The organism is Sphingomonas flavalba, from assembly GCF_047553045.1.
Lineage (GTDB): Bacteria > Pseudomonadota > Alphaproteobacteria > Sphingomonadales > Sphingomonadaceae > Sphingomonas_L > Sphingomonas_L flavalba_A.
The window spans coordinates 3,003,001-3,025,591 of record NZ_CP180208.1; the positions used below are offsets into that span (position 1 = coordinate 3,003,001).

At 69.5% G+C, this 22,591-nt stretch carries 28 protein-coding genes; 16 read left to right on the top strand and 12 right to left on the bottom strand.

Going from position 1 to position 22,591, the window contains the following annotated elements; all coding sequences use genetic code 11:
• Nucleotides 1-260: 260 nt before the first annotated feature.
• The 11 genes from ACMT1E_RS14315 to ACMT1E_RS14365 all read left to right on the top strand — a co-directional run bounded on the left by ACMT1E_RS14315 (nt 261) and on the right by ACMT1E_RS14365 (nt 7,194).
• Complete coding sequence (locus ACMT1E_RS14315; protein WP_414901069.1) at nt 261-1,073, top strand: pyruvate, water dikinase regulatory protein; 813 nt, start codon at nt 261-263, stop codon at nt 1,071-1,073.
• A gap of 41 nt (nt 1,074-1,114) precedes the next feature.
• Nucleotides 1,115-1,663: a Maf family protein gene (locus ACMT1E_RS14320; RefSeq protein WP_414903457.1), complete on the top strand. Its 549-nt coding sequence runs from the start codon at nt 1,115-1,117 to the stop codon at nt 1,661-1,663.
• The gene (gene aroE, locus ACMT1E_RS14325; protein ID WP_414901071.1) at nt 1,660-2,502 is read left to right on the top strand and encodes a shikimate dehydrogenase; all 843 of its coding nucleotides are present in this window, start codon (nt 1,660-1,662) and stop codon (nt 2,500-2,502) included. Before ACMT1E_RS14320 ends, aroE begins: the two co-directional genes overlap by 4 nt.
• Entirely contained in the window at nt 2,499-3,173 is a 675-nt protein-coding gene (coaE, locus tag ACMT1E_RS14330; RefSeq protein ID WP_414901073.1) for a dephospho-CoA kinase, read from the top strand. Before aroE ends, coaE begins: the two co-directional genes overlap by 4 nt.
• Nucleotides 3,101-3,826, top strand: coding sequence for a DNA polymerase III subunit epsilon (gene dnaQ, locus ACMT1E_RS14335; protein ID WP_414901074.1), 726 nt, complete (start codon nt 3,101-3,103; stop codon nt 3,824-3,826). The genes coaE and dnaQ overlap by 73 nt, the downstream gene beginning before the upstream one ends.
• A gap of 51 nt (nt 3,827-3,877) precedes the next feature.
• Nucleotides 3,878-4,453: a ribosome hibernation-promoting factor, HPF/YfiA family gene (hpf, locus tag ACMT1E_RS14340; protein WP_414901075.1), complete on the top strand. Its 576-nt coding sequence runs from the start codon at nt 3,878-3,880 to the stop codon at nt 4,451-4,453.
• Nucleotides 4,454-4,523: 70 nt separating this feature from the next.
• Nucleotides 4,524-4,970 (top strand): PTS sugar transporter subunit IIA, encoded by a 447-nt coding sequence (locus tag ACMT1E_RS14345; protein WP_136162869.1) that lies wholly within the window; start codon nt 4,524-4,526, stop codon nt 4,968-4,970.
• A 13-nt stretch (nt 4,971-4,983) separates the two neighbouring features.
• Entirely contained in the window at nt 4,984-5,454 is a 471-nt protein-coding gene (locus ACMT1E_RS14350; RefSeq protein ID WP_414901077.1) for a PaaI family thioesterase, read from the top strand.
• A complete protein-coding gene (locus ACMT1E_RS14355) occupies nt 5,451-5,795 on the top strand; it encodes a DUF1491 family protein (protein WP_414901078.1) in 345 nt (114 codons plus the stop codon). The genes ACMT1E_RS14350 and ACMT1E_RS14355 overlap by 4 nt, the downstream gene beginning before the upstream one ends.
• Nucleotides 5,796-5,998: 203 nt before the next feature.
• Entirely contained in the window at nt 5,999-6,622 is a 624-nt protein-coding gene (locus ACMT1E_RS14360) for a cell wall hydrolase (RefSeq protein ID WP_414901080.1), read from the top strand.
• A 62-nt stretch (nt 6,623-6,684) separates the two neighbouring features.
• Nucleotides 6,685-7,194: an MmcB family DNA repair protein gene (locus ACMT1E_RS14365; RefSeq protein WP_414901081.1), complete on the top strand. Its 510-nt coding sequence runs from the start codon at nt 6,685-6,687 to the stop codon at nt 7,192-7,194.
• 60 nt (nt 7,195-7,254) lie between these two features.
• On the opposite strand, the gene ACMT1E_RS14370 is transcribed toward ACMT1E_RS14365, so the two are convergent.
• A complete protein-coding gene (locus ACMT1E_RS14370; RefSeq protein WP_414901082.1) occupies nt 7,255-7,863 on the bottom strand; it encodes an ankyrin repeat domain-containing protein in 609 nt (202 codons plus the stop codon).
• Between the two features lie 80 nt (nt 7,864-7,943).
• Here ACMT1E_RS14370 and ACMT1E_RS14375 point away from each other — a divergent pair, with 80 nt between their 5' ends.
• From ACMT1E_RS14375 to ACMT1E_RS14385, 3 genes are read left to right on the top strand one after another with little or no spacing between them, the layout of a single operon-like run.
• Nucleotides 7,944-8,561, top strand: a complete 618-nt coding sequence (locus ACMT1E_RS14375; RefSeq protein ID WP_414901084.1) for an SCO family protein — start codon at nt 7,944-7,946, stop codon at nt 8,559-8,561.
• A complete protein-coding gene (locus ACMT1E_RS14380) occupies nt 8,558-8,995 on the top strand; it encodes a YcgN family cysteine cluster protein (protein ID WP_414901085.1) in 438 nt (145 codons plus the stop codon). Before ACMT1E_RS14375 ends, ACMT1E_RS14380 begins: the two co-directional genes overlap by 4 nt.
• Complete coding sequence (locus ACMT1E_RS14385; RefSeq protein ID WP_414901087.1) at nt 8,982-9,680, top strand: M48 family metallopeptidase; 699 nt, start codon at nt 8,982-8,984, stop codon at nt 9,678-9,680. The genes ACMT1E_RS14380 and ACMT1E_RS14385 overlap by 14 nt, the downstream gene beginning before the upstream one ends.
• Before the next feature lie 229 nt (nt 9,681-9,909).
• On the opposite strand, the gene ACMT1E_RS14390 is transcribed toward ACMT1E_RS14385, so the two are convergent.
• The 4 genes from ACMT1E_RS14390 to ACMT1E_RS14405 all read right to left on the bottom strand — a co-directional run bounded on the left by ACMT1E_RS14390 (nt 9,910) and on the right by ACMT1E_RS14405 (nt 14,578).
• Nucleotides 9,910-12,039: a transglycosylase domain-containing protein gene (locus ACMT1E_RS14390; protein ID WP_414901089.1), complete on the bottom strand. Its 2,130-nt coding sequence runs from the start codon at nt 12,037-12,039 to the stop codon at nt 9,910-9,912.
• Between the two features lie 96 nt (nt 12,040-12,135).
• Nucleotides 12,136-12,984 carry a general secretion pathway protein GspK gene (locus ACMT1E_RS14395; protein ID WP_414901090.1) on the bottom strand — a complete coding sequence of 283 codons (849 nt, stop codon included), beginning with the start codon at nt 12,982-12,984 and terminating at the stop codon, nt 12,136-12,138.
• Nucleotides 12,981-13,532, bottom strand: coding sequence for a type II secretion system protein GspJ (locus tag ACMT1E_RS14400; protein WP_414901092.1), 552 nt, complete (start codon nt 13,530-13,532; stop codon nt 12,981-12,983). Before ACMT1E_RS14400 ends, ACMT1E_RS14395 begins: the two co-directional genes overlap by 4 nt.
• Nucleotides 13,529-14,578, bottom strand: coding sequence for an ABC transporter substrate-binding protein (locus ACMT1E_RS14405; RefSeq protein WP_414901094.1), 1,050 nt, complete (start codon nt 14,576-14,578; stop codon nt 13,529-13,531). Before ACMT1E_RS14405 ends, ACMT1E_RS14400 begins: the two co-directional genes overlap by 4 nt.
• Before the next feature lie 53 nt (nt 14,579-14,631).
• Here ACMT1E_RS14405 and ACMT1E_RS14410 point away from each other — a divergent pair, with 53 nt between their 5' ends.
• Nucleotides 14,632-15,285 carry a hypothetical protein gene (locus ACMT1E_RS14410; RefSeq protein ID WP_414901095.1) on the top strand — a complete coding sequence of 218 codons (654 nt, stop codon included), beginning with the start codon at nt 14,632-14,634 and terminating at the stop codon, nt 15,283-15,285.
• A 38-nt stretch (nt 15,286-15,323) separates the two neighbouring features.
• Here the strand turns inward: ACMT1E_RS14410 and feoB are convergent, their stop codons facing one another.
• From feoB to ACMT1E_RS14430, 4 genes are all read right to left on the bottom strand, one after another.
• A complete protein-coding gene (gene feoB, locus ACMT1E_RS14415) occupies nt 15,324-17,174 on the bottom strand; it encodes a ferrous iron transporter B (protein ID WP_414901096.1) in 1,851 nt (616 codons plus the stop codon).
• Entirely contained in the window at nt 17,171-17,434 is a 264-nt protein-coding gene (locus ACMT1E_RS14420) for a FeoA family protein (protein ID WP_414901097.1), read from the bottom strand. The genes feoB and ACMT1E_RS14420 overlap by 4 nt, the downstream gene beginning before the upstream one ends.
• 60 nt (nt 17,435-17,494) lie before the next feature.
• Nucleotides 17,495-18,157: a COQ9 family protein gene (locus tag ACMT1E_RS14425; RefSeq protein ID WP_414901098.1), complete on the bottom strand. Its 663-nt coding sequence runs from the start codon at nt 18,155-18,157 to the stop codon at nt 17,495-17,497.
• A gap of 88 nt (nt 18,158-18,245) precedes the next feature.
• A complete protein-coding gene (locus tag ACMT1E_RS14430; RefSeq protein WP_414901099.1) occupies nt 18,246-19,175 on the bottom strand; it encodes a DMT family transporter in 930 nt (309 codons plus the stop codon).
• Between the two features lie 56 nt (nt 19,176-19,231).
• Here ACMT1E_RS14430 and ACMT1E_RS14435 point away from each other — a divergent pair, with 56 nt between their 5' ends.
• Entirely contained in the window at nt 19,232-20,314 is a 1,083-nt protein-coding gene (locus ACMT1E_RS14435; protein WP_414901101.1) for an alkene reductase, read from the top strand.
• A 100-nt stretch (nt 20,315-20,414) separates the two neighbouring features.
• Here ACMT1E_RS14435 and ribH read toward each other — a convergent pair whose 3' ends face one another.
• From ribH to ACMT1E_RS14450, 3 genes are read right to left on the bottom strand one after another with little or no spacing between them, the layout of a single operon-like run.
• Nucleotides 20,415-20,837: a 6,7-dimethyl-8-ribityllumazine synthase gene (ribH, locus tag ACMT1E_RS14440; RefSeq protein ID WP_136163647.1), complete on the bottom strand. Its 423-nt coding sequence runs from the start codon at nt 20,835-20,837 to the stop codon at nt 20,415-20,417.
• Entirely contained in the window at nt 20,837-21,991 is a 1,155-nt protein-coding gene (gene ribB, locus ACMT1E_RS14445; protein ID WP_414901103.1) for a 3,4-dihydroxy-2-butanone-4-phosphate synthase, read from the bottom strand. The genes ribH and ribB overlap by 1 nt, the downstream gene beginning before the upstream one ends.
• Complete coding sequence (locus ACMT1E_RS14450; RefSeq protein ID WP_414901105.1) at nt 21,978-22,586, bottom strand: riboflavin synthase; 609 nt, start codon at nt 22,584-22,586, stop codon at nt 21,978-21,980. The genes ribB and ACMT1E_RS14450 overlap by 14 nt, the downstream gene beginning before the upstream one ends.
• Nucleotides 22,587-22,591: the final 5 nt, after the last annotated feature.

The following is a 22,591-nucleotide window of genomic DNA, read 5'->3' on the forward strand; positions in this document are numbered from 1 at the left end:
AAGTTGATGATTGTTGGTCGCTTGGTTGCGGGGCTTAGGCAGTTCGCCGCCGATTGCCAACAGATTGACTCCTGCTGGCGGCGGCGGCTGGCCGGAGTCGATCCCGCTTTCCCCGTTATCCCCAGATTGGGGATGAAATCATCCGCCTGTGGACGATGCTGTCAGCATTTGCGGAGAAGCGGGGATGAATCCGCCGCTTGCCGCTTGCCCGCATGATCCGCTAGCGCCGTACACAGGCTTTTCCACAGGGATGCTCCGGCTTGACGACACGGCTCCATCTCCACCTGCTGTCCGACTCGACCGGCGAGACGCTTGAAAACATCGCCAAGGCCGCGCTCGCCCAATATGACGGGGTGGAGACGATAAAGCATTTCTGGCCGATGATCCGTTCGGAAGCGAATCTGGAACGGATTCTTGCTGAAATCGCGCAAAATCCGGGTCTTGTGCTGTTCACGCTCGTCAACAGCGACATCCGCCGTACGCTGGAGACGCGCTGCCGCGGCCTAGGCCTGCCGGCGGTCGCCGCGCTCGACCCGGTGACCGACGCATTGTCGAACATGCTCGGCCAGACGGCGAAGGCGCGGCCGGGGCGCCAGCATATCCTTGACGCCGCCTATTTTGCCCGGGTCGACGCGATCCAGTTCACCATCGCGCATGACGACGGCATCGGCGCGGAGGATTGGGAGGAAGCCGACATATTGCTCGCCGGCATCTCGCGCACGTCGAAGACGCCGACATCGATCTACCTCGCCAATCGCGGTTACAAGACCGCCAACATCCCGCTGGTCGTCGAAAGCCCGCCGCCGGCGTCGCTGTTCAGCCTGCGCAATCCGTTGGTCGTCGGGCTGACGACCAGTGTCGACCGGCTGGTCGCGGTCCGCCGCAACCGGCTATTGTCGCTGAACCAGGCGCCGGAAACCGCCTATGTCGATGAGGACGCCGTGAAACGCGAGATCGCCTTCGCCCGCCGCATCTTCGCCGACAATGGCTGGCCGGTGCTCGACGTCACCCGCCGCTCGATCGAGGAAGCAGCGGCGGCGATCATCAACCTCTACAATGAGCGGATGAAGTGAGCGAACTGCTCCTCGCCTCGCAAAGCGCCGCGCGCAAGGCAATGCTGGCGGCGGCGGGCGTGCCGTTCACCGCCCGCGCCGCCGGGGTGGACGAGGATGCGGCCAAGGCCGGGATGGTGGATCTGCGCCCGCGCGATCTGGCCGATGCGCTGGCCGAGATGAAAGCGGTCAAGCTTTCCGCCCGCCTGCCGGCCACGCTGGTCCTCGGCTGCGATCAGGTGCTGGAGACGGCGGAGGGTACGACGCTGTCGAAACCGGCCTCACGCGAAGAGGCGGCGGCGCAGCTTCGCGCCCTGTCCGGCAAACGCCACCATCTGCACAGCGCGGCGGTGATCGCGGAAGGCGGCCGGGCGAGCTGGCGGTCGGTAGACCGCGCCAGCCTGACCGTCCGGCCGCTGACCGACGGGTTCATCGCCGCCTATCTCGACGCGGAATGGCCGGCGATCGCCGGCTGCGTCGGCGGCTACCGGGTAGAAGGGCCGGGCGTCCAACTGTTCAGCCGGATCGAGGGCAGCCATTTCACCATTCTCGGTCTGCCGTTGCTCCACCTGCTCGATCATCTGCGGGTGCGCGGGGTGATCGCGGCATGACCGGCTATGCGGAGGTGATCGGCGACCCGATCGCCCAGTCGAAATCGCCGCTGATCCACAATTTCTGGCTCAACCGGCTCGGCATCGCCGCCGACTATCGCCGGCAGCTGGTCGCGCCCGAAGGGCTGGCCGCCTATATCGCCAGCCGCCGCGCCGATCCGGCCTGGCGCGGTTGCAACGTCACCATGCCGCACAAGACGGCGGTGATCCCGCTGATCGACGATCTCGACCCGCTCGCCGCCGCGATCGGCGCGGTCAACATCGTCGTCCCGCGCGACGGCCGCCTGTTCGGCTGCAACAGCGACGTGCCGGGGTTTCTGGAGCCGCTGGAATCGCGGATCGCCGCGCCGGCCCGCGCCGCAAAACCGCGCATCCTCGTCATCGGCACCGGCGGCGCCGCCCGCGCGGTCGTTCATGCGCTGTGGGATGCCGGCTTCGCGATCACCCTCGTCGGCCGCACCGCCGACCGCGCCACCGCGCTGGCGGCGGAGGTCGCCGGCGCTGACGCGACGACGATCGCCACCGCGGCCCTGTCCGACGGCGACGTGCTGGCCGACGAATCGATCGCCGCTGTCGTCAACGCCACCTCGCTCGGCATGACCGGCCAGCCGCCGCTGCCGCTCAGCCTCGACCGGCTCGGCCCGGACGCTGTCGTCTACGACATCGTCTATTCGCCGCTCGAAACCCCGCTGCTGGCCGCCGCTCGCCGCCGCGGCCTGCGGATCATCGACGGGCTGGAAATGCTGGTTGGCCAGGCGGCGATGGGCTTCCGCCTGTTCTACGGCCAGCCGCCGCCGCGTGCGGACGATGCGGCGCTCCGCGCCCTGCTCCTCGCATGATTGTCCTCGGCCTCACCGGGTCGATCGGCATGGGCAAGTCGACGGTGGCGGCGCTGTTCACCGGCTTTGGCGTGCCGGTGTTCGATGCCGATGCGGAGGTCCACCGGTTGCAGGGGCCGGGCGGCGCGCTGGTCGCGGCGATCGAGGCGGCGTTTCCCGGCACCACCGGCCCCGGCGGCGTCGACCGGGGGCTGCTCGGCCGGCGGGTGCTGCACGACGATGCGGCGCTTGCCCGGCTGGAGGCGCTGGTCCACCCCGCGGTCGCCGCCGCGCGTGCCGTCTTCCTCCACCGTTATCGCCGGCGGCGGCTGGTCGTGCTCGATATTCCGCTGCTGTTCGAAAAGGGCGGCTGGCGCGGGGTCGACGCGGTGCTGGTCGTCTCCGCGCCGCACCATGTCCAGCGCCGTCGGGTGCTTCGCCGCCCCGGCATGACCACCGAGCGGTTCGATGCGATTCTTTCCCGCCAGACCCCGGATCGCGAAAAACGCCGCCGCGCCGATTTTATCGTCGACACCAGCGGCTCGTTGAATGCCACCCGGCGACAGGTTCGGCGTCTGGTGGCTTGCCTCCGCACGCGCGGCGTCCGATACTGTCGCGAATGCGTGAGATCGTCTTCGACACTGAAACCACCGGCATCCACGTTTCCGAGGGCCATCGCCTCGTCGAGATAGGCTGTGTCGAGCTGATCAACCGGGTAGAGACCGGCAACAGCTACCATGCCTATTTCAACCCCGAACGCTCCATGCCGGCGGATGCGCAGGCGGTGCACGGCCTCAGCGATGCCTTCCTCGCCGACAAACCGCTGTTCGTCGACCTGGTCGAAGACCTGCTCGATTTTCTGGAGGACAGCCCGCTCGTCGCCCACAATGCCAGCTTCGACTTCGCCTTCATCAATCACGAACTCGGCGAATGCGGCCGGCTGCATATCCCGCAGTCGCGGATGATCGACACGCTGGCGATGTCGCGCGCCCGCCACCCCGGCGCCAAGCATAATCTGGACGCGCTGTGCACCCGCTACGGCATCGACCGCAGCCACCGGGTCAAGCACGGCGCGCTGCTCGACGCCCAGCTGCTCGCCCAGGTCTATGTCGAGTTGACCGGCGGCCGCCAGATCGGCCTGCTGCTTCCCGGCGATGCCGAGCCGGCCCGCGCGCCGACCGCGACGATGGCGACGCGTGGCCCCGCCTTTGCGCCCCGGCCGGCGCGCGCCGCCCGGCCGCATGCCGCCTCGGCGGAGGAACTGGCCCGCCACGCCGCCTTTGTCGCCACGCTGAGCGATCCGTTGTGGCAGGAAGCCGAAACCTCACCCGCCGCCACGGGTTGATCTTGTCCGGGGCGGCGGCTGGCCGCTGCCTCGTTTTTGAAGGAGGACCGAATGGAGATCCGCGTTTCGGGGCATCAGACCGACACTGGCGAGGCGCTGCGCACGCATGTCGAGGACCGTCTTCAGGCGATCGCCGACAAATATTTCTCACGGGCGCTGTCGGCGCAGGTCACCTTCGGCAAGGGGCCGAAAGATTATCGGTTCCACTGCGACATCGTCGCCCATGTCAATCAGGGCGTGGTGCTGAAAGGCGGCGGCAACGGCAATGAGGCCCATGCCGCGTTCCAGGCGGCGCTCGACCGCATCGAAAAGCAGATCCGCCGTTACACCCGGCGCCTGAAATACCGCTATAACGACAATAGTGTCGCGGTCCCCGAACCCGACGGCGCCGGCTACACCGTGTTCGAAGTCGCCGACGAGGACCACGAACCGGCCGACAACCCGCCGATTATCGCCGAAACCCGCGTCGACGTGCCGGAAGCGAGCGTGTCGGACGCGGTGATGATGCTCGATCTGCGCAATACCAATGCCCTGTTGTTCATGAATTCGGTGACGGGGGTGCACAACATGGTCTATCGCCGCGGGGACGGGACGATCGGCTGGGTGGAGCCCCAACGCGCCGCCTGACGCCGACGGTCACGCCATTTCGCCCCGGCCGCCTTCGCGGCGGCCTGTTTCCATGCGTTTCGGACATGCAATGACCAATCTCTCGCACCTGATCGAGCCCGGCGCGATCGCCGCGGATCTGGCGGTGCCCAACAAGAAGAGCCTGTTCCAGCAGTTGGGGCAGATCGGCGCGCGCGTCGCCGGGGTGGACGCGCGGCTGGTCGTCGAGCGGCTGAGCGAGCGCGAACGGTTGGGGTCGACCGGTTTCGGCGCCGGCGTCGCCATCCCCCACGGCAAGCTCGACGGGCTGGCCGCGGTAACCGGCGCGTTCGTCCGCCTCGAAAAGCCGGTCGACTATCAGGCGATCGACGATCTGCCGGTCGATCTGGTGTTCATGCTGCTGTCGCCAACCGGCGCAGGCGCCGATCACTTGAAGGCGCTGGCCCAGGTCAGCCGCTGGCTGCGCGATCAGGCGTTCGTCGCCAAGTTGCGCGGCGCCGGGTCGCCCGACGCGCTTTACGCGCTGTTCGCGGCTTAGGCGCTCGCCCGGCATGTCGTCCGCCGCCGCCCCGCCGCCGTCCGGCGAACAGGCGCATTTCCGCGCGCTGGAATCGCTCTACGCGGCGGCGCCGATCAACCGGCTGTTCGATTCGCGGCTCGAAATCCTGTCGGCCGGGGTCGCGCGGATCGGCTTCACCGTCGATTCCCGCTACAATCACGCCGCCGGCGCCGCCCATGGCACGCTGTATTTCAAGATGCTGGACGACGTCGCCTTCTATGCGGCGAACAGCCTGGTCAGCGATCGATTCCTGCTGACCACCGCGTTCAACCTGCTGTTCACCCGCCCGTTGCGCGACGGCCCGGTCGTCGCCGAAGGGCGGTGGATCAGCGGCTACCGCCGGGTGTTCGTCGCCGAAGCGCGGCTGGTCGATGCCGACGGCGAAGAAGCGGCGCGCGGCACCGGCACGTTCATGCGCTCGCGCTTTCCGCTTGCCACCCTGCCCGGTTACCACCCGGCGTGACCGGCGCGCGGCTGCCCAGTCGCCTGATCGTCGACGCGCTGATCCGCGCCGTCCAGGCCGCCGGCGGCCACGCAACGGTGCTGGCGCGCGGCGACGACGGCGCTGGGACGGTGGTGATCGAATGTGCCGAAAAGGGACAACCCGGCCCGCTGCTCGAACGGATTCTCGGCCTTGACGGGCGCTATTCCTGGGTGCGCTGTGGCCCACAAAATGTTGAAAACAGGCAGGAAATATCGGAATATCTGGCCCGCCGCCGCGCCCGTGACCCCGATTTGTGGCTGATCGAACTGGATATCGTGGAAGCCGAACGCTTCGCCGCTGAAACGATCGTTCTCAGTTGACTTGACCGGCCCAAGTCCCGAAAGGCCCCGCTCACCAACTCGGTGCGTCGGATCATCGCAGGCGAATAAGCGTCGCGGATGATAACGCAGTCGGGGGTGCGATCAGGGGTGCCGAAGTTGTGGCACCTTCGTGTTTCGATCAATCCACCGCATTGTTTGATGTGTAGATGCATTTTGCTGTTCGCGCCGCGAGCCTCGCGGCCGTGACTTTTTGTGCTGGCGCCACGCTGCTCGCCACCGACCCGACCTTCGCGGGCAGCGGGACGATGGCCGCGATCGTGACCGCGCCGGCGCCGGTACTGACCATCGAATCCCAGGGCCTGCTCGACGATGCGGCGATCACCTTCGCGCCGCGGCAGGAAGTCGTCCAGACCATCGCGCCGCGGCCGGCGGTGACGACCGAACCCGCCGATCCGGCGTCGCTCGCCGCGCTGGTTTCCGCCCATACCATGCCCGACACCCTTGATCCGGAACTGCGCTGCCTGGCTGGCGCCGTCTATTTCGAGGCGAAGAGCGAGCCGCTGGAAGGCCAGCTGGCGGTGGCGGAAGTGGTGATCAATCGCGCCGAATCCGGCCGTTTCCCGCGCGGTATCTGCCAGGTGATTTTCCAGCGCAGCCAGTTCTCCTTCGTCCGCAACGGCGCCCTGCCGCCGATCCGGACCAGCAGCCGCAGCTGGAAGGAAGCGGTTGCCGTCGCGGAAATCGCGATGAACGATCAGTGGCAGAGCCGCGCCGCCGACGCGCTGTTCTTCCACGCCACCCATGTCTCGCCCAACTGGGGCAAGGACCGGGTCGTCCGCCTCGGCAATCACATCTTCTACCGCTAGGCTTCCGCGCTCAGCCGCACCCGCCCTTCCCTCCGTTCCCCGGATGTTCTATCCGGGGGCGGATGGCGACACTCTCCCCCCCACCGGTTACGGTGCCCCCGGCTGACCCGCTTTTTCAGGCGGAATCTGGCGCCGCCGCCGTCGCGCGGGGCGTGGCGCGCCTGCTCTACCGTCACGATCTGGTCGCGGTGGCGGAGGTCGCGCTCGGCAATGGCCGCCGGGCCGATCTGATGGCGGTCGATTCGCGCGGCGCGATCGTCATCGTCGAGATCAAGGTGTCGCGCGCCGATCTGCTCGGCGACGGCAAATGGGGCGATTACCTGCCCTATTGCGATCGGTTTTTCTGGGCGGTTCCGGCGGGGTTCGATCTGGCGCCGTTTTCCGGCGCCGCGCTTGGGCCGGACGTCAGCGGCCTGATCGTCGCCGACCGCTATGACGCGGCGATCGTCCGCGAGGCGCCGTTGCGGCCGATGGCCCCGGCACGCCGGCGGTCCGAAACCCTGCGCCTTGCCCGCCGCGCCGCCCGCCGCCTGCTCGAACTCGCCGATCCGGACGCCGCCAGCAGCGTGTGAAGCGCACCGGTTATCGTCGTGCCGCCCCGCGCCCGGCGCCGGGACCTACAGCTCTGGGACCTACAGCTTCGGCCCGGCGATCGGCCGCGCCGGCGCGGCCGGTTTCGCCTCGTCCAGCACTTTCTGGATCACGCCCAGCCGGGGGTTGCCGGCGGCATAGTCATGGGCGGACTTGCCGGCGACGCTGTCGGGCTTCTTCGGGTTGGCCCCGGCCGCGACGAGCAGCCGGACGACCTGCAGGTCGCCGGCCTGCACCGCCTTGATCAGCGGCGTCTCGCCCGAACGATTGGGCACGTCGACCCCGGCCTTGCGGCCAAGGAGCTGTTCCACACCGTCCGCGAAGCCGATCTGCGCGGCGTAGATCAGCGGCGTGTTGCCGTCGACGTCGCGCGTATTGGGGTTGGCGCCCTTGGCCAGCAGATAGCTGAGCCACTGGCTGTCCCGCCGCCTGACGACGATATGCAGTGCTGCCTCGCCACTGGTTATGTCCTTGGTGTCGAGATAGTTGGAATTCTTCCGCAATATGTCCTCGACCTTGCTGCCGTCGCGGTCGCGGACCGCCTTCAGAAAGGTGAAGCTGTCGGAAAACTGGGCATTCGCCGCCACCGGGGCAAGCAGTGCCGCCGCCAGGCCCAGGATCAGTACGCGCATTGTCGAAATCCCGCTCATCCCATCATCCTAATGCAAGTGGCGGCGCGACTGAACCCTTGATCTGCCACGGCGACTTGCAACCGGCGCGATAGCGAAGCATGGCTGGCTCCGCCATGAACATCATCGTCCGCACCGCCGCCCTTGCCCTGTCGCTGCTGCTTGCCGCCTGCGGGAGCGGCGCCGGCAACGGCGCGGCGGAACAAGGCCCGCTCGCCGGCGCCCGCATCGGCGGCCCGTTCACCCTGACCGATCAGGACGGCAAGCGGGTCAGCGACACCGCCTTCGCTGGCCGGTATCGCCTCGTCTATTTCGGCTACACCTATTGCCCGGATGTCTGCCCGGTCGACCTGCAGAAGCTGATGGCCGGCCTGCGCGCGCTGGAAAAGAGCGACCCCGCCGTCGCCGCCCGCATCCAGCCGCTGCTGATCAGCATCGACCCGGACCGGGATACACCGGCCGTGCTGAAAAGCTATGTCGCCGCCTTCCACCCCCGGCTGATCGGGCTGACCGGCACTCCGGCGGAAATCGCCGCCGTCGCCCGCGCCTTCGGCGTCTATTACCAGAAGCAGCAGGCCGACGGCGGCGCCGAATATCTGGTCGACCACAGCCGCGCGACCTACCTGTTCGGGCCGGACGGCAAGCCGATCGCGCTGATCCCGGAAGACGGCACGCCGGCGGAAATCGCCGCTGAACTAAAACGCTGGGCCGGCGGATGAGCCGCTTCTGGGAAGACAAGCCGCTTGAGGCGCTCGATCGCGCCGAATGGGAGGCGCTGTGCGACGGCTGCGGCCTGTGCTGCCTGCACAAGCTGGAAGACGCCGATAGCGGCGATTTCTTCCCGACCAATGTCGCCTGCAAGCTGCTCGATCTGCACAGCGGCCAGTGCAGCAATTATCGTCACCGCCGCGCGCTGGTCCCCGATTGCCTGCGGCTGACGCCAAAACTGGCTCACAGCATCCAATGGCTGCCGGAAAGCTGCGCCTACCGGCTGCGCGCCGACGGCAAACCGCTGCCCGACTGGCATCCGCTGATCACCGGCGACCCGGAATCGGTCCACCGCGCCGGCATTTCGGTGCGCGGCTGGACGGTGTCGGAAACCGCCGTCGACGATCTGGAGATGCACATTCTCGACGGCGATGCCCGGCGCTGATCCGCGCTTCGGCCCCGACGACCGGCCGCTCGCCATCGTTCGCAGCCGCCGCGCCCGGCGCATGCGGCTGGCGGTAGACCCCCGCACCGGCGCCGTCCGGCTCAGCCTGCCCTGGCGCGCCCGGCTCGGCCCGGCGCTCGCCTGGGTTGAGGATCATCGGCCGTGGATCGAACAGCAGATTGCTCGCTTGCCCGCCGCGCAACCACTTGGCGACGGCACCAGCGTCACGTTTGGCGACGACCGGCTGACCGTGGTCTGGCGCGTCGATGGCGGCCGCGCGGTCCGGCGTGACGGCGATCTGCTTCATGTCGGTGGCCCGGCGGACATGGTCGCCCCGCGCATCCTGCGCTGGCTGAAGCGGGAGGCGCTGGCCCTGCTCACCGCCGAAACGCTGGCCTGCGCCGCGCGCGCCGGCGTCTCGGTCAGCCGCGTCGCTGTCGCCGATCCGCGCAGCCGCTGGGGCAGTTGCGCCGTCGACGGCACGATCCGCTATAGCTGGCGGTTGATCCTCGCTCCGGCCTTCGTCCGCCAGGCCACCGTCGCGCATGAGGTCGCCCACCGGGTCCACATGCACCATGGCCCGGAATTCCATGCGGTCGTCGCCGAACTGCTCGGCGCGGACCCGGCGCCGGCCCGCGCCTGGCTGCGCGCCAACGGCGCCGCCCTGCACTGGTTCGGCCGCTAGAGTCTGTCCGCTTCAGGCGGAAACGGCACCGCCCTCCAGCGCCATTCCAACGATGCTGCGCATCGTCGGAGCCTTGGGCGCTTCCGCCCGCTCCCCCACCCGGCCTCCCAACGGCAGTATCATATGGGACGCCGGGTGGGGGAGCGGGCCGGTACAGCTTAAACAGGACAAACTCTAGCGGACGTCAGCGCGCCTCGCGGGTCAAATCGGCACCCGGCCCCAATCCGGTTCAGTTGGTAACGCGCGCCGGTGCCGCCGCCGCTGGCGGCGGGCCGGGGCGCGGGGTCGGCCGCGCGGATGGCGTGGCAGCCGGCGTCGGGCTGGCCGCCGGTGCCGGGCCGGCGCGCGGCGGCTGGCGCTGGCTGCGGCCGATCACCTCGTCGATCCAGCTCTGGTCCAGTCGCGGCGGCGCCTCGATATCGACGGCCCCGTCCGGGGGGGAGCCGATCGGCAGGCCATCCTCGTCGACCTGGCGGCCGGGGTCGGCGGGCGGCGGCGCTTCCGGGTCGCCGTAATAGGCCTCGTCGTCCGGTTCCAGCTGCCATTCGGGCAGGGTCACCTCTGTGTCGAAATGTTCGACCGGCCGCTTGGCGACCGCGCTGCGCATGAACGCGGCGAAGACCGCCGCCGGCGCCCGGCCTCCCTGCAACCCGGCGATCGGCCGCGCATTGTCACGGCCCATCCACACGCCGGTGGTCAGCCCGCTGGAAAAGCCGAGGAACCAGCCGTCCTTGTTCGAACTGGTCGTGCCGGTCTTGCCCGCGACCGGCCGGCCGATCTGCGCCGCGCGGCCGGTGCCGGTGTTGACCGCGGTCTGCAGCAGGTCGGTCATCTGCGCGGCAACGCCGGGGGCGACCAGTACCCGCGACATGTCGGCATGGTGTTCGTAGAGCAGCTGACCGTTCGCCGTCGTTACCTTGACGATGCCGTAGGGAACGACGGCGACGCCCTTGGCGCCAACCGAGGCGAAGGCGCGGGTCATGTCGATCAACCGCACGTCGGACGTGCCGAGCACCATCGACGGGTCGGTGAACACCGGCGTCGATATGCCGAAACGGCGGGCCATGTCGGCGATCGTCGCGGTGCCGACATCCTGGCCGATCCTGGCGGCGATCGTGTTGATCGAATAGGCGAAGGCGGTGCGCAGGGTGATCTTGCCCAGAAAGCGCCGCGAACTGTTGCGCGGGCTCCAGCCGTTGATCGTCACCGGCTCGTCGACCACCGCGTCCTCGGGGGTATAGCCCGCCTCCAGCGCGGCGAGGTAGACGAACAGCTTGAACGCCGATCCCGACTGGCGGGTCGCCTGGGTCGCGCGGTTGTAGATCGAGGTGACGTAATCGGTGCCGCCGACCATCGCGCGCACCGCGCCGTCGCGGTCGAGCGAAACCAGCGCGCCCTGCACCCCGGCGGGGACATTGGCGGCAATCGCGGTATCGGCCGCTTTCTGCATCGCCGGGTCCAGCGTCGTCCACACCTCGATCGGCTCGATCGTCTCGTCGATCAGCATGTCGAGCTGGGGCAGCGCCCAGTCGGTGAAATAGCGCACGCTGTTCTGCTTGGGCGACGGGGCAAGCTTGACGTCGTCGGCGCCGATCGCGTCGATCTCCGCCTGGCTGACCCGCCCCTGTTCGCGCATCAGCCGCAACACCACCTGCGACCGGCCAAGCGCCGCCTCGGCATCGGCGGTCGGCGAATAGTTGGACGGCGCCTTGACCAGCCCGGCGATGATCGCCGCCTCCGCCAGGTTCAGCCGGGTCGCCGGGTGGCCGAAGAACCGGCGCGACGCTGCGTCGATGCCATAGGCGCCACCGCCGAAATAGACGCGGTTCAGGTACAGCTCCAGGATGTCCTGCTTGCTGAACTTCCATTCCAGCGCCAGCGCCAGCAACCCTTCGCGCACCTTGCGGGTCCACGACCGGTTGCTGCTCAGAAACACGTTGCGGGCGAGCTGCTGGGTGATCGTCGACACGCCGCGCACCCGGTTGTCGCGCTGGAAACTGATCTTGATGCCGCGGGCGATGCCGATCGGGTCGACGCCGGGGTGGCTCCAGTAGCGCCGGTCCTCGACCGAAACCATCGCGTCCTTCATCACCTGCGGGATATCGCGATAGGGGATCCACTCGCCATAGCTGGGGCCAAGCGACAGCAGCACCGATCCGTCGGCGGCGCGCACGCGGATCATCTGGCCGTTGGGTGACGATTTCAGCGCGTCATAGCTCGGCAGGGCGGCGGCCTGGATATAGACGGTCACCGCCAGCGCGATCGCCGCGACCACGGTGGTGATCGCCCCGATCTTCAGCAATCTGCCGGCCAGGCGCCGGGCCGGGGATCGTTTCGGGGCGGATTTGCGCGCGACCATGGATGACCGAGCGATCTACGCGGCTTTGCCGGGCGGGACAAGCGCCGGTTAACCAGACGCCGCCGGTTCCCGTCCTGTCGGCGCTCGCGGCCGCTGCTACACTGGCGGCGTGCCCCACCAGCGGCCGATCACCTCGGCATGGGGGCGCCCGGCGTCGTCGGTCCGCCGCCGGACGAGCGAGGTCAGCACCTGCTCGGTGCCGCCGATGCGGGCGCGGGTGACGACGTAGAACAGGTCGGAGGTAAATCCGGTACCCGGCGGGGTGACGGTGCCGGTCTGGGCAAGGTCGGCCGGGGTCAGGAAACCGGTGGTGGTCCGCCGCGCGATCAGTTGCTGCGCCTTGGTCGAATCGTGAAGCAGCAGGCCAAGCACCGGTGCCCCGGCGGTGTTCAGGTTGATCGGTCCGTCGACCGGCAGCGCGTCGGCGATCGTCCGCAGCCTGGCGATCGTCTCGGCGTCGACCCCGCCCAGCGCAAGCTGGTCGAGGCTGGCGAGCGGACCGGACGTGACGATCAACCGGGTAATCAGCGGGCCGTATTCGGGGGGGTAGCCGAGCGCCGCCAGCATGTCGGCCAGCATCGCCTGCGCCCCCGGCACACCGCGCGCCAGCATGTTGACGTTGAACTTGGCGCGCGCGTCGACGACGTTCAGGCTGAACCGGCCGCCGGCGATCGGCGTGTCGGGCTGAATCACTGTCGCCCACGCCTCGCGCATATGGTCGCTCTCCGGCGCCTCGGTCATGTCACGGCGCAGCGCGGCGACCGCCGATGCCTCGCCGCCCAGCGCCACCGCCCGCGCCCGCGCCGCCTCGCGCATCATCAGTGACCGGTCGATGCCGGTGTCGCGCGCCGACACCATCAGCACGACGATGCTCGCCGCCAGCGCGACGATCAGCAGCACGTTGACCAGAATCATGCCGCGCTCGCCGTCACCCGCTGGCGTCATGGCTTCACCGGCAGAACGAAAACGCGGCGCAGCGTGCCGCCCGGCCGCCGCGGCGCGGGGGCAAGGCCGATGTCGAGCGCCACCGCCAGCGGCCACGGGTCGGTCGTGTCGCCGTCGGGCGGCCAGCGGTCGCGCCAGCCGCCGTCCGGCGCCAGCACGCTGATCTGTAAAGCGTCGACCCCGGTCAGCAGCCGCTGGTCGCGCGCGGTGCCCAGCCCGGTGTCGACCGCCCGCCGCAGCATTCCCTCCTCCAGCCGGTAGCGCACCGGTTGGACGCCCAGCGGCCCGCGGCTATGGCGCTTCAGGTCGAGGACATTGTCGGCCAGCACCAGCGTGCCGGAAAACTGCTCGATATCGTTGCGCGCCATGAACAGCGCCCGCTGCACCGCGCCCAGCCGCTCGATCCGCCCGGCGGTGCGCTCCTGCACGTCCATCACCGTCCGCACCAGGGCGATGCCGGCAAGCGCGATCAGCGCGAACAGCGCCAGCGACACGATCATCTCGATCAGCGTGAAACCGCGCTCGCCGGCGCGGGCGGCGGCTGTCATCCGGCGGTGCCGTGGCCGACCATCCGGTTGCCGCCGGCCTCCGCGACCAGAATCGCCATCTGGCGCAGGCAACTGCCGTCGCTGCGAAAGCGCAGCGCGCCGGACACGGCGTCGAACGGCCGGCCGAGCAGGCCGTCGCGGCCGACCGTGCCGTCACGGGCCAGCGCCCGGGCGATCGTCGCCGCGTCATAGCCGAGCGCGGCGATCATCCCCGGCTCGCCGCCATGCTGCGTCTGGTAGGCGCGGGCGAAATCGGCGAAGCGATCGGGGTCGTAACCGGCGAACCAGGCGCCGTCATAGGCGTCGACCTCGCCCGGCGGCCCGGCCAGCGTCTGCGCCGTCGCCAGCAACTGTACCCCTTCCTCGCGCAGCATCCGGGCCAGCGCCGCCATCGCCTGCCCGCCTTCTGCCAACAGCACCGCGTCGGGCAGCGCCCCGTCGCCGCGTAGTGCCGCCAGCATTGCCGCCGGCGCGCCACCGCCCGCCGCCGGGTTCAGCGCGATCCCCGCCGTCGGCGCCACCCGTTCGGCCGCCGCCACCGCCGCCCGCGCCCAGCCGCTGTCGCCACCGACAATCCCGACCCGGCGAACGCCGCGCCCGCGCGCATAGGGCAGGATCGCGCCGACCGCCTGCGCCGGGGTGATACCGATCAGGAACGCGCCCGAATCGAGCAGCGCCGGGTCGTTGCTGAAACTCAGCACCGGCGCCCGCCCGGCCGCCGCCGCGACCGCCGCCGGCACCTCCGCCGCGCCGAGCGGGCCGAGCAGCAACCCGGCACCGGCGCGAATCGCCGCTTCGGCCGCCGCCGCCGCGCCCTCGGCGCTGCCGCCGGTGTCGAAGGCGGGGATCGCCTCTACCTTCGGGTTCGGCGCCGCCGCCAGCGAAGCCGCGCGCTCGATCATGCGGCCAAGACTTGCGTTCGCGCCGCTCAGCGGCAACAGCAGGCCGGCGAGCACACGCCGTGGCCTGGCCTTGCCGGCCGCGCGAAGGGGAAGCGCATATGCGGTGGTGGACAGGACAAGGCCCGATCGCATCAGCCGCAGCATCTGCCGTCGATTCATTCTTTCCCCGGTCGCTGCTTGGCCGCCCGCGCGCGCTGGTGACAATCGGCGCCCTGGCCTATCTGGCGGGACTCGTCGCCACGGCGCCCGCCCGGCTTATAGTCGAGCCGGGGCCGGCGACCAATATCGCATCGGTCGGTGGCACGGTGTGGCGCGGCCGGGCGGTGCTGGCGGGCGGGGAAGTGGCACGCTGGCGCTGGGCGCCGCTGCGTTCGCTCGCCGGCTTCGGTTATGCCGCCGGCTTCCGGGTGGACGGCGCCGGCACCGCGCTCACGGGCCGGGTGCGGCTGCGCCCCGGCGCGACGCTGTTCGAGTCGGTCGGCGGCACGGCAAGCGCCACGCTGGTCGCCGGGGCGTTCCCGCGTCTGCCCTTTGCCTGTGCAACGGCGCTGCGCGTCGCCGTCGCCCGCTTCGGCCTCGGCGGTGATTCCGGCTTCGCCGACGGGCGGCTGGAGACGGATGCCGCCGCCTGCACCGCCCGCGCCGTTGCCGCGCCCCCGGTTTCCGCCCCGCCGCTGCTGGTGACGCTGACCGGCGCCACCGGCCGCGTCGCCCCGCGCGCCCACCCGCGCGTCACCTTCGCCACCCTCGGCTTCGCGCCGGGCCGGCTGACCATCGCCTTCACCCCGGAAGGCGCCGCCGCGCTACCCTTCGCGACACTCGCCGGTACCCGCATCGAAACGGATTTCTAGCCGGAACCGGTATCGCGCCTGCGCGGGCGCCGCCTGAACTAAAGCCCCAGCGCCGTCGCCGTCCAATAGGTCGCCCCCGCCGCGACATATGCGATGACGAACAGGTAGGAGACCATGAACAGCGGCCATTTCCAGCCGTTGGTCTCGCGTCTGGTGACGGCGATCGTCGATATGCATTGCGGCGCGAAGATGAACCAAGCGAGAAAGGCGAGCGCCGTCGGCAGCGACCATTTGCCCTGCAGCCGGTCCTCCAGCGCCATCGTCATCTGTTCCTCGTCATCGGCGTCGATCGCATAGACGGTGGCGATCGCCGATACCGCGACCTCGCGCGCCGCCATCGCCGGCAGCAGCGCCATCGCGATCTCGTGGTTGAAGCCGATCGGCCGCACCACCACCTCGATGCCGGTGGCGATTCGCCCGGCGAACGAATATTCGCTCTGCTTCTCACCGGCCGGCGCCGCCGGAAAGCTGGCGAGCAGCCACAGGATGACGGTGGTGACGGCAATGATCGAACCGGCGCGCTTCAGGAAGATCGCCGCTCGCTGCCACAGGCCGATCAGCACGTCGCGCAGCCGCGGCCATTGGTATTTCGGCATTTCCATCAGGAAACCGCCGCCGCCGCCCTTGGTCACGGTGCTGCGCAGGATCAGCGCGACGACCAGCGCGCCGATGATCCCGGCGATGTAGAGGACGAACAGCACCAGCCCCTGCAGGCCGATGCCTGGGCCGACCAGCCGGTTGGGAATGAACGCGGCGATGATCAGCGTATAGACCGGCAGCCGGGCCGAACAGGTCATCAGCGGCGCGATCAGGATCGTCGTCAGCCGGTCCTTCGGGTCCTCGATCGTCCGTGTCGCCATAATTCCCGGCACCGCGCAGGCGAAGGACGACAGCAGCGGAATGAACGCCCGGCCGGACAGGCCGACCCGCGCCATCAGCCGGTCCATCAGGAAGGCGGCGCGCACCATATAACCCGACGCTTCGAGCAGCAGGATGAAGAAGAACAGGATCAGGATCTGTGGCAGGAAGACGATGACCGCGCCGACACCGGCGATCACCCCTTCGACGAGCAGGGATCGGATGAACCCGTCCGGCAACGCCGCCGCCGTCACGTCGGCCAGCCGCTGCATCCCGTCTTCGATCCAGCCGATCGGGGTCTCGGACCAGGCGAACACCGCCTGGAACATCACGAACATCAGCGCGGCGAGGATGATCGGTCCCAGCACCGGGTGCAGCGCCAGCTTGTCGATGCTGTGGCTGATCCGCCGGCCGGTGCTCTCGCTCAGCGTCGCCTCGGCGGAAATCGCGCGCGCCCGCCGCTGCAGGGTGACCATGTCGGCCTGGGCCGGCTCCGGTGGGGGCGCGCGGTCCGCGTTGCCGACCAGCGTCGCCACCGCCGCCTTCAGTTCGTCGATGCCGCGCTTGCGGACCGCTATCGTCTCGATCACCGGCACGCCCAGCGCCGTCGCCAGCTTGCCGGCGTCGATCTCCAGCCCGTCGCGCCGCGCCAGGTCGATCATGTTCAGCGCGACGACGACCGGCCGGCCCAGCGCGATCAGCTGCAGCGCGAAGCGCAGATGATTGTCGAGGTTGGACGCGTCGACGACGACGATGATCGCCGCCGGCGGTCGCTCGCCCGCCTGTGCGCCGGTCAGCACATCGCGGGTCACCGCCTCGTCCGGGCTGGACGGGTCCAGGCTGTAGGTGCCGGGCAGGTCGACCAGTTCGATCGGTCGTCCGTCGGGCAGGGCCATCCGCCCGGAATGGCGTTCGACGGTGACGCCGGGGTAATTGCCAACCTTCTGGCGCGCGCCGGTCAGCGCGTTGAACAGCGCGCTCTTGCCGGCATTGGGGTTGCCGACCAGCGCGACGAGCGGGGGCTGATTCATGACGCCGGGTGCACCGAAACCGCGGCGGCGACGGCGCGACGGATCGCCACCGTCATCCGCCCGACCCGGATCGCGATCGGGTCGCGGCCGAACAGGCCGCCCCGGTGCAGCGTTTCGATGCGGACGCCCTCGTCAAAACCCAGCTCGCGCAGCCGCCTTGCCTCGCTCGCGGCCAGCCGGCTCCAGTCGATCGACAGAATATGGGCCACCCGGCGCAGCGGCAGCTCGTCAAGCGGAAGCGGCGAAAGAGAGGCGCTCATTATGCAAGCGATTATCAATAACGGGAAGGCAATTCCAGTGCCTTGCGCGTCCGCCCGGCTTTATGCCACCGGGTAGCGCAGCCGGCCGATGAACCGGGACAGGCTGGGGCGGTGGCCGCGCCGCTCGGCGCGCCGCGCCTTGGCGACCTCATAGGCGATGACATTGGCGATCCGCCGGTCGAGAAAGGCATGGGTTTCCGCGAATTCCGGGCTTTCGTCGTCCAGGAACACCAAAATCGTCGCGGTATAGAGCGCCGACAGGGTCAGCCGCTTGCTGTAATGGTTGAAATCGGCGGCGGTATCGCCGGCCAGCCGCCAGATACGGTCGGCGGTCCGCCAACTAATTCGTGTCGCCGCCGGGATATTGGCGGGCAGGGCGAGCACCGCGATCGCCCGGCGCAGCGCCTCGCGTTCGCCCGCAACCGCGTCGAGCCGGGCGATGACCAGCGCGCGGATGCGCTCGCGCACCTTCATCGCGATCAGCCGTTCCGGCGGCAGCGCCGCCTCCATCGCCCGGTCGACGCTCTCGAACCAGGCGTCGATCATCGCGACCGCGCCGCCGGGAAAGGCGAGTCGCGCCACCGCCGGGTCGATGCCGGCTTCCGCCGCCGCGCTGTCGATCGCCGCCGGGCGCCAGCCGTCGAACGCAGCATGCGCGGCCAGGCGCGGCGCCAGATGCGCGCGGATCTCGTCCAGGGTCGGGTCGTCGGGAAGCATCGCCATCACGTCCAGCCTGCGGGGCCTGCCCGCTTCTAAAGCCTCCACCGCCCGGCATCCACCCCCGTCATGCCGGTCGTGACCCCGCCGCCGCTCACCCCGCCGCCGGGCGCGGGCGGCGTTCGCGCACCAGCACCAGCGCGATGCCGATCGCGACCGCGCCGACAATGTCGAGCGCCCCCAGCGTCTCGCCGAACACGAAATACCCGATCGTCGCCGCGACAATCGGCTGGACGAGCAGCGCCAGCCCGATGACCAAAGGCCGGATATTGCCGAGCGCGTAGATCATCAGCCCCTGGCCGACCACCTGGCTGACGATCGCCAGCATGATCGGCGCGGTCCAGTCGCGCGGCAGGATCGCCTCGCCCATCAGCGTCGCGAACAGCAGCATCGGCAGGATGCCGGCGACGGTCGACAGCGCCAGCACCGGCCAGGGCCGCAATGTCGACCGCGCCCGTTCCAGCACGATCAGGTAACCGGCATACATCACCCCGGCGAGCACGCAGAGCAGGTCGCCGGCGACGTTCGCGGCCGAAAGCTGGTAGGACCGGCCGAGCAGCAACGCGGCGCCCCCCGCCGCCAGCAACAGTGCGATGCCCTGCGGCCGCGTCGGCCAGCTGCGCGCGACGATAAAGCCGTAAAGCGGGAAGATCAGGCTGGTTGAATTGCCGAACAGCGTCGAATTGGCCAGCGTCGTGTGCATGATACCCAGGTGCCAGCTCGCCAGATCTCCGGCGAACAGCACGCCGCTGATTGCCAGCATCGCCCACAGCGTGCCGCTCATCCGGCCGATCGGCTGGCCGGTCGCGCGGGTCAGCAGCAGCAGCATCGGCGCCGCCAGCGTCAACCGCCAGAATCCGGCGGCGATCGGGCCGATGCCGCCGGTATCGGTCGCCATGCGGACGAACAGCGGGCCAAAGGCCAGCGCGACATTGCCGATCAGCAACGCCGCGAAGGCAAAACGCACCGGTTTCGCGTAAGGCCGGTCCTTGTAAGGTGGCGTCAGGTTGACCGGCGGGTGCATGCCGTCCTCTAACCTCCTATCTGTTTCACGTCTCGTTCTAAAATCGGGAGAAATGCGTGCCCAGCCTGTTCGATCCTGTCCAAATCGGCGCGGTCGCCGCGCCCAACCGGGTTCTGATGGCGCCGCTGACCCGTGGCCGCGCCACCCGCGATCATGTGCCGACGCCGCTTATGGCGACCTATTATGCCCAGCGCGCCGCCGCCGGGCTGATCATCAGCGAAGCAACCGGGATCAGCCGCGAAGGGCTTGGCTGGCCCTATGCGCCGGGGCTGTGGACCGCCGCGCAGGTGGAGGCATGGAAGCCGGTGGTCGCCGCCGTTCATGCCGCCGGCGGGCGGATCGCCGCCCAGCTCTGGCATATGGGGCGGATCGTCCACCCCGATTTCCTCGACGGCGCACGGCCGGTTTCCGCCTCGGCGACGACCGCGCCCGGCAAGGCCCATACCTATGCCGGCAAGCAACCCTATGCGCAGGCGCGGCCGCTGGCGCTGGCGGACATTCCCCGGCTGGTCGACGATTATCGCACCGCCGCCGCCAACGCGATCGCCGCCGGTTTCGACGCGGTGCAGATTCACGCCGCCAACGGCTATCTGATCGACCAGTTCCTGCGCGACGGCAGCAACCACCGCGACGATGCCTATGGCGGCAGCCCGGAAAACCGCATCCGTCTGCTGCGCGAGGTGACGCAGGCGGTGGCCGATACGGTCGGCGCCGATCGCACCGGCGTCCGCCTCTCGCCCAACGGCGACAGTCAGGGGGTGATCGACAGCGCGCCGGAAATCGTGTTCCCGCTTGCCGCCGCCGCGCTGTCGCAAATCGGCATCGCCTTCCTCGAACTGCGCGAACCGGGGCCGGACGGCACCTTCGGCCGCACCGACCAGCCGCGCCAGTCGCCGGCGATCCGCCGCGCGTTCAACGGCGTGCTGGTGCTCAATTCCGACTATCTGGGCGCCACCGCGCAGCAGGCGCTCGATTCCGGCGTCGCCGACGCGGTGAGCTTCGGCCGCACTTTCCTCGCCAACCCGGACCTGCCCGCCCGGCTGGCGGCGGGCGCGCCGCTCAATCCTGACGTCATGGCGACATGGTACAGCCAGGGCGCGGAAGGCTATACCGACTACCCGGCGCTGGCGCCGGCGTAGCTGGTCCAGGTTCGGCGCCGGCCCACGCCCCCACCCGGCCTCCCATTTCACGATACTGTCGTCGGGAGGCCGGGTGGGGGCGTGGACCGGTGCCGCGCTTCTACCCGCCGAACCGTTCCTTCAGGCCCAGCATGGCGATGGCGGCGCGGGCGGCGTCGCCGCCCTTGTCCTTGTCGTCTGGCCGGGCGCGGGCCAGCGCCTGCGCCTCGTTCTCGACGGTCAATATGCCGTTGCCGATCGCCAGCCCGTCGAGGCTGAGCGCCATCACCCCGCGCGCGCTTTCGTTGGCGACCAGTTCGAAATGATAGGTTTCGCCGCGAATCACCACGCCGAGCGCGACGAACGCGTCATACCGCCCGGTCTCCGCCGCCAGCGCCACCGCGCCGGGCACCTCCAGCGCGCCGGGGACGGTGATCGTCTCGTGCCGGTGGCCGGCCGCCTCGATCGCGGCGCGCGCGCCTTCGAGCAGCAGGTCGTTCAGATGGGCGTAGAACCGCGCCTCGACGATCAGGATACGCGCCATCACTCCATCTCCTCGCTGATGATTGCCTGCTCGCCGACGATCGAAAGGCCGTACCCGTCGAGCGCGACCAGCATATGGCGGGTGTTGGTCAGCAAAATCATGTCCTGCACCCCCAGTTCGGCGAGGATCTGGGCGCCGACGCCGTAATCGCGCAATTCCTCGAATTCCGGGGCGCCGGGCGTTTTGCCGGCGGCGCGGGCGCGCATTGCGCGGGTCAGGCCGTCGGCCATCGGCCGGTTGATGACGACGATCACGCCCGCCCCGTGCGCGGCGATCGCCTCCATCGAGCGGGGCAGCAGCCCGCCGCGCGGGGAATTCTCGCCAAACGCGTCGGTGAACATCGACAGCGCGTGCATCCGCACCAGTGTCGGCTTTGCCGGGTCGATCCGCCCCTTGACCAGCGCGATCTGCTCGTCGCCGGTCGCCTTGTTGTAGAAGGTCATCGCCACCCACTCGCCGCCCCAGCGGCTGGTGAAGCGCATCTCCGCCCGCTTCTCGACCAGATGGTCGTGGCGCCGGCGATAGGCGATCAGGTCGCGGATCGTGCCGATCTTCAGTTTGTGGCGCTGGGCGAAGGCGACCAGGTCGTCCATCCGCGCCATCGTGCCGTCGTCCTTCATGATCTCGCAGATCACGCCGGACGGGTTCAGCCCGGCCAGCCGGGCGACGTCGACCGCCGCCTCGGTATGTCCGGCGCGGACCAGCACGCCGCCTTCGCGCGCGATCAGCGGAAAGACATGGCCCGGCGTCACGATATGCTCCGGCCCCTTCGCCGCATCGATCGCCACCGCCACGGTGCGGGCGCGGTCGGCGGCGGAAATGCCGGTCGTCACCCCGTCCCGCGCCTCGATCGACACGGTAAAGGCGGTTTCGTGGCGGGTGCCGTTGTTGCGGCTCATCAGGTCGAGGCCGAGCTGCTCGACCCGCTGCCTGGCCAGCGCGAGGCAGACCAGCCCGCGTCCGTGTGTCGCCATGAAGTTGATCGCGTCCGGCGTCGCCATCTGGGCGGGGATGACCAGATCGCCCTCATTCTCCCGGTCCTCGTCGTCGACGAGGATGAACATCCGGCCGTTGCGCGCTTCGTCGATGATCTCTTCGGGGCTGGACAGGAAGGCGTGGCGGATGCGGGCGATCTTCGGATCAGCGTTTGGCACGATATTGCTCCATGCGGCCCAGATAGCGGGCGAGGATGTCGATCTCGATGTTCAGGGCGCGACCGATCGTCAGCGCGTCGAACGTCGTCGCCGCCGCGGTGTGCGGGATGATGTTCAGGCCGAACGCGGTGTCGCCGCCGTGGTCCTCGACGCTGTTGACGGTCAGCGACACGCCGTCGAGCGCGATCGATCCCTTGGCGGCGATATAGGGGGCGAGCGCGGCGTCGGTCGTCACCGTCAGGCGGATCGAATCGCCCTCGTCGCGCAGCCCGCTGACCCGGCCGATGCCGTCGACATGGCCGGTGACGATATGGCCGCCCAGCTCGTCGCCGACCCGCATCGCCCGTTCCAGGTTCAGCCGCTGGCCGGTCTCCCACATTCCCGGCGCGGTGCGGGCGATGCTCTCGGCGGAAATGGCGACGGTGAAATGCCGCTCGTCCTTGGCGACCACGGTCAGGCAGGCGCCGGAACAGGCAATCGACGCGCCGATCGCCACGCCGGCCATATCGTAACCGCAGGCAATGGTCAGGCGGCGGTCGCCCCGCGTTTCCACGGCCTCGATGCGGCCGATGTCGGTGATGATGCCGGTAAACATGGGGG